4 protein-coding genes and 1 pseudogene are annotated in these 5,231 nt (G+C 77.7%); 4 read left to right on the top strand and 1 reads right to left on the bottom strand.

What is annotated here, in order from left to right; translation table 11 throughout:
- The 4 genes and pseudogenes from KBX39_RS22140 to KBX39_RS22155 all read left to right on the top strand — a co-directional run.
- Positions 1-457: pseudogene (locus KBX39_RS22140) on the top strand (ubiquinone biosynthesis protein UbiA); the annotation flags it as partial.
- Positions 454-2,154 carry a prenyltransferase/squalene oxidase repeat-containing protein gene (locus KBX39_RS22145; protein WP_210872301.1) on the top strand — a complete coding sequence of 567 codons (1,701 nt, stop codon included), beginning with the start codon at positions 454-456 and terminating at the stop codon, positions 2,152-2,154. The pseudogene KBX39_RS22140 and the gene KBX39_RS22145, both read left to right, overlap by 4 nt.
- Positions 2,151-3,422 (top strand): NAD(P)/FAD-dependent oxidoreductase, encoded by a 1,272-nt coding sequence (locus tag KBX39_RS22150; protein WP_069088424.1) that lies wholly within the window; start codon positions 2,151-2,153, stop codon positions 3,420-3,422. The genes KBX39_RS22145 and KBX39_RS22150 overlap by 4 nt, the downstream gene beginning before the upstream one ends.
- Positions 3,419-4,444, top strand: a complete 1,026-nt coding sequence (locus KBX39_RS22155) for a histidinol-phosphate transaminase (protein WP_064445602.1) — start codon at positions 3,419-3,421, stop codon at positions 4,442-4,444. The genes KBX39_RS22150 and KBX39_RS22155 overlap by 4 nt, the downstream gene beginning before the upstream one ends.
- Here the strand turns inward: KBX39_RS22155 and KBX39_RS22160 are convergent.
- Positions 4,349-5,231: 2-hydroxy-acid oxidase (locus KBX39_RS22160; protein ID WP_210872303.1), on the bottom strand; the 883-nt coding region annotated here is incomplete at its 5' end. The genes KBX39_RS22155 and KBX39_RS22160 overlap by 96 nt on opposite strands.

The following is a 5,231-nucleotide window of genomic DNA, read 5'->3' on the forward strand; positions in this document are numbered from 1 at the left end:
CGACCGCGCGGGCGGTTACCGGACGCTGCCGGTGGGGCGGGGCGTGCCGTTCGCGGTGCGGACCGTGCTGGCGCTCTACGCCGTCGCGATCGCCGCCGCCGTGGCCGCCGGGCTGCTCGCCGGCCGGGACGCGCGGACCGCGTACCTGATCACCGTGCTCGTGGTCCTGCTGACCGGCGTGGTGGCACTGGCCCCACTGGTGCGCCGGCGCGGCGGCATGCCGGTCGTGGTGGCGCTGCGCGCGCACTCGGTCCTGGTGGTGGAGCGGGTCGCGCTGGCCTCCGCGGCGGTCGGGCTGGGCCTCGGCGTCGCCGTGCAGCTCGCGCTCGCGCTGCCGATGGTCGCGCTGACCTGGGTCGCGCAGCGCGCCATGCGTGCCCGGCACGAACTCGGTCCGCCGGTCGCGGGCCTGACCCTCGCCACCCGCAGTCGAGTACCGGTGGAGGACGCGCCATGACCACTGTGACCACGGAGGCCGTCGGGAAGGCCGTCACCGCCGGCGCGGAGGCGCTCCTGCGCCGGCGCCGCCCCGACGGCGCGTTCGGCGACGACCCGCCCGCCTCGGTGCTGGGTACCGCGGGCGCGGTGGCCGCGCTGCACGCCGCCGACCCGTCCGGCTGCGCGGACCTGGTCGGCGCCGGAACCGCGTGGCTGCGCCGGCAGCAGCACGACGACGGCGGCTGGGGCGGCGTGGTGGGCGCCGGCACCGAGGTCGTGCCCACCGCCGTCGCGATCGCGGCGCTGGCCCTGACCGCGCCGGCCGACAGCGCCGGGGCGATCGCGGCGGGCCGGACCCGGCTGGCCGCGCTGGGCGGCGTCGACACCGTCACCGACCCGGCCATCTCCTTGCTCTGCCGCCAGTTGCTCACCATGGCCGGGATGACCGCCGAGGCGGGCCCGCTGCGCCGGCTGCCACTGGAGATCGTCCTGTTCGACCGGGTACGCCGGCAGCGCCTGTCGTTCCGTACCGCGCCGTTCATCGGGCTCGCCCTGATGCAGGCCGACCTGCTGCCCAGCGGCCGCCTGCGCCGGGCCACGCTGGGCCGGGCCCGGCCGGTGGCGCTGCGGCTGCTGCGGTCCATCCACGACCACGAGGGCGGCACCGGCGCGCTCAGCGAGGACCCGTGGCCGGCCGCGCTGGTGCTGCTCGGCCTGGCCCGCAGCGGCGAGGCGCCGGACATCGCCCGCGCCGTCGTCGGCTGGCTGCGCCGGGCGGTACGCCCCGACGGCGCCTGGGACGCGGTCACCAACCTGGACCTGACCCGGACCGGGTACGCGGCGACCGGGCTGATCGCGGCCGGCTACGCCGACGACCCCCGGCTGCGCGCCACCCGGGAGTTCCTCCACGCCGGCCGCAAACCGGAGGCGTTCGAGGTGCTGGACGTGCCGCCGGGCGGATGGAGCTACTCGAACGCGCGCGGCTGGCCGGTGACGCTGGAGTCCGCCGAGATCCTCTCCGCGCTGGCCGGCTTTCCCGGGGCCGACGCCGACCCGGTCCTGCGCGACGGACTGGCGTGGCTGGTCGGCCGCCAGGACAGCCGCGGCTCGTGGAGCCTGTGGGTACGTGACACCCGGCTCGCCAACGACGGTCCGTGCCCGGCCATCACCAGCCAGGCGATCCTCGCGCTGCACGACGCCGGCCACCCGGACGACCATCCGGCGATCGCCCGGGCGGCGGCCTGGCTGCTGACCCGGGCCGCGCCCGACGGCACGTTCGAGAACCTCTGGTACCGCGACCACACCTCCGGCACCGCCGTCGTGGTCGCCGCGCTGTCCCGGGTCGGGCACGCCCGGCACGAGGTGGTGCGCCGGGCGGCCCGGTGGCTGCGCGACACCCAGTTGCCCGACGGCTCGTGGGGGCCGGGCGACGGCACGGCGGGCTCGGTCGAGGAGACGTCCTGGGCCGTCCAGGGCCTGCTCGCCACCGGCGACCCGGACGCCACCGGGGCGGTGGACCGGGGCGTGGCCCGGCTGGTCGCCGCCGCCGGACCGGACGGGAGCTGGCCGGCGGCCCGGGTGTGCAACTACATCCGCCACCACATGCGCTATCCCAACGCCGTGATCACCCAGGCGCTCGCGCTGCGGGCGCTCGGCGAGTACCGCCGGGCCGCCGCCGCGCGGCCGGACGTGGCGCCGCCGGCGGTGACCCGATGACCCCCGACGTGGTGGTGGCCGGCGCGGGCGCCGGCGGCCTGGCCTGCGCGCGCGCGCTCGGCGCGCTCGGCCTGCGGGTGCTGGTGCTGGACCGGCAGCGCACCCCGGCGTCGATCGCCAAGGGCGAGATCCTGCAGCCCGAGACGGTACGCATCCTCGACTCCTGGGGTCTGCTGGACGCGCTGCGGGCCACCGGCGCGCGCCCGGTCGGGCGGCTGGCCATCCGTGACCCGGCCGGCGAGCCGTTGCTCTGCCTGGACTACGCCGGGCTGCCCGGCGCGTACCGGCAGATCCTCTGCGCCGACTACGGCGACCTGCGCCGCGTGCTCACCGACCGGCTGCCCTCCGGAGCGCGCATCCGGTGGGGAGCGCGGGTCACGGGCGTCCTGCGCGACAGCGACGGGCGCATCGGCGGCGTCCGGTTCGTCGCCGACGGCGCCGAGCAGGAGATCCACGCGCCGCTGATGGTCGCCGCCGACGGCATGTCGTCGCCGCTGCGCCGCGGCGCCGGGATCGCGGTGCGGCGCCAGGAGTACCCGCACGGCCTGGTCGCCTTCGACGTGGCCGGCGCCGACGTGGCCGAGGAGGTGTCCGCCTACCGCACCGGCCGGGGACTCTGCCTGGTCTACCCGCTGCCGGGCGGGCGGTGCCGCCTGTACGCGCAGGTGACGCCGGACGAGTTCCGGGGGCGCGTCGACCTGGGCGCGTGGTGCGACCGGCTGCTCGCCGACGTGCCGGCGATCCGGCCGCTGGGCGCGGCGCTGCGCGCGAGCCTGGACCGGCGCCAACTGCTCGCGGTCTACCGGCTGCGCAGCGCGCGCCTGGCCGTGCCGGGGCTCGCGCTCGCCGGCGAGGCCGCCCACGCGGTGCACCCGATGGCGGCGCAGGGCGTCAACAGCTCCCTCGGTGACGCCGAGACGCTCGCCGCCTGCCTGGCGGCCGAGGGCGGCGCGCCGGAACCGGCGGCGGTGGACCGGGCGCTGCTCGCCTTCGAGGCGGCGCGGCGGCCCCGCCTGGACCACGTCGCGACGGTCAGCCACAACGCCTCCCGCATGATCACCGCGGTGTCCGGGCTGCCTAAGCTGCTCGGCGCGCGGATGATGCGCCGCACCGCCGCCAACCCCCGCCTGCTCGGGCTGACCGCCGGCAACCTCTCCGGCACCGACGTCCGGCCGCTGTCCGCGGTCGACCGGCTGTACCAGCTCGGGCTCCTGGCCGACCGGCGAGCGCACACCCCGCCGGTCCCGTCGGAAAGTGAGCGACCATGACGCCTGGCACCGCCGTCGGGACGCACCCGCCGGCCGACCTGTCCATGAACGAGACCCCCTACCCGCCGCTGCCGGGGGTGCGGCGGGTGGTCGCCGACGCCGCCGCGGCGCTGCAGCGCTACCCGGACCGCACGTCGGCGGCGCTCGTGGCCGCGCTGTCGCGGCGGCTCGGCGTGGGACCGGAGGCGATCCTCGTCGGCCCCGGCTCGGCCGGACTGTGCCAGCACCTCGTGCAGTCCCTCGGGCCCCGGCCGGACGTCGTCCACCCGGCCCTGTCGTTCGAGGGCTACCCGCTGATCATCGGCAACGCCGGGGCCCGCGCCGTGCCGGTGCCGATGGACGGGTACGGCCACGACCTGCCGGCGATGGCGGACGCGGTGACCGAGCGGACCCGCTGCGTGCTGCTGTGCAACCCGAACAACCCGACCGGGGCGGCGCTGCGCCGCGACGACGTCGAGGCGTTCCTGGACCGGATCCCGGCCGACGTGCCGGTCATCGTGGACGAGGCGTACCGCGAGTTCGTCACCGACCCGCGCTCGCCGGACGGGATGGACCTGTACCGGGCGTACGGCAACGTCTGCGTGCTGCGCACGTTCTCCAAGGCGTACGGGCTGGCCGCGCTGCGCGTCGGGTACGCCGTCGTGCCGCCCCGGCTCACCCGGGCCGCCGCGCTCACCGGGGCGGTGTTCTTCCCCTCCGCGCTCGCCCAGGCGGCGGCGGTGGCGAGCCTGACGCCGGAGGTGGATGCGGAGCTGACCCGGCGGTGCACGGAGCTGGTGGCGGAGCGTACCCGCCTGGTCGGCGCGCTGCGCGGCCTCGGGCTCACCGTGGCGCCCAGCGAGGCCAACTTCGTGTGGCTACCGCTGGGAGAGCGGGCCGTGCCGTTCGCCGACCGGGCCCGGGAGGCCGGCATCCTGGTCATGGCGCTACCCGGTGCCGGGGTCCGGATCACCGTCGGTTCCCCGGAGGCGAACGAGCGGCTGCTCGCGTTCGTCCGCGCGGCGCTCGCCGACGGGCTCTGACCGGCCGGCCGGCGCCAGCGCGACCACGCTCAGGTAGTTCAGGCCGGGCTCGTAGTCGGCCACCACCACCGGCCGGGGCCGCGCCGCGTCCCCGGCGAGACGGTCCAGCAGCGCCCACCAGACCCCGGTGGACGGCTGCCTGCGCGGCCCGGTCGTCACCGCGGCGCCGCCGTGGCCGGGCCACACGGCGGCCAGGTCCGCGCCGAGCACGACCGCGACATCGGTACGTCCGGCCGTCAGCTCGCCCACCTCGGCCGCCGCGAGCGCGGCCACGTCGCCGGCGTCGACGTCCACGTGCTGGCGCAGCGCGGTCACCCGCGCGCCGCCGCCGAGCCCGATCAGCTCGGGACCGCCGGCCGCACCATCGCTGTCGCCGTCGCGGTGCGCGCCGTCGTCGGCGAGCGCGTCGTAGAGCATGGCCACGGCCCGGTGGCGCGCCGGTACGGGCACCGCCGCGTCGTACGGCAGCACCGCCTGCTCGACGGTGAGCAGCAGGGCGCGGCGGCACCCGTACGCGCGGGCGATCCGCAGCCCGGTGAACGCCGCCGCCGAACCCTGGTCGCAGAGCGCGAACGACATCGGCGTGCCCGGGCAGACGTGACTGAGGTACGCCGCGGTGGCCCGCCCGGGCAGCATGTCGTGCACGGCGAACGCCAGCACGAGCAGGTCCACCGGCTCCTCCGGCGGCACGACGGCGGGGATCAGCTCGGCGGCCATCTCCCCGTACGACTGGCCCAGCGCCGCCGCGGGCGCGTCGAACAGGCCGGCGGGCACACGCAGCCCGTAC

The sequence above is a fragment of the Micromonospora sp. D75 genome (assembly GCF_018070405.1).
Classification (GTDB): domain Bacteria; phylum Actinomycetota; class Actinomycetes; order Mycobacteriales; family Micromonosporaceae; genus Micromonospora; species Micromonospora chalcea.

Excerpts from the sequence above, each read along its gene's own strand:
- KBX39_RS22145 (WP_210872301.1), top strand. The coding sequence starts at position 454 with ATGACCACTGTGACCACGGAGGCCGTCGGGAAGGCCGTCACCGCCGGC.
- KBX39_RS22150 (WP_069088424.1), top strand. The coding sequence starts at position 2,151 with ATGACCCCCGACGTGGTGGTGGCCGGCGCGGGCGCCGGCGGCCTGGCC.
- KBX39_RS22155 (WP_064445602.1), top strand. The coding sequence starts at position 3,419 with ATGACGCCTGGCACCGCCGTCGGGACGCACCCGCCGGCCGACCTGTCC.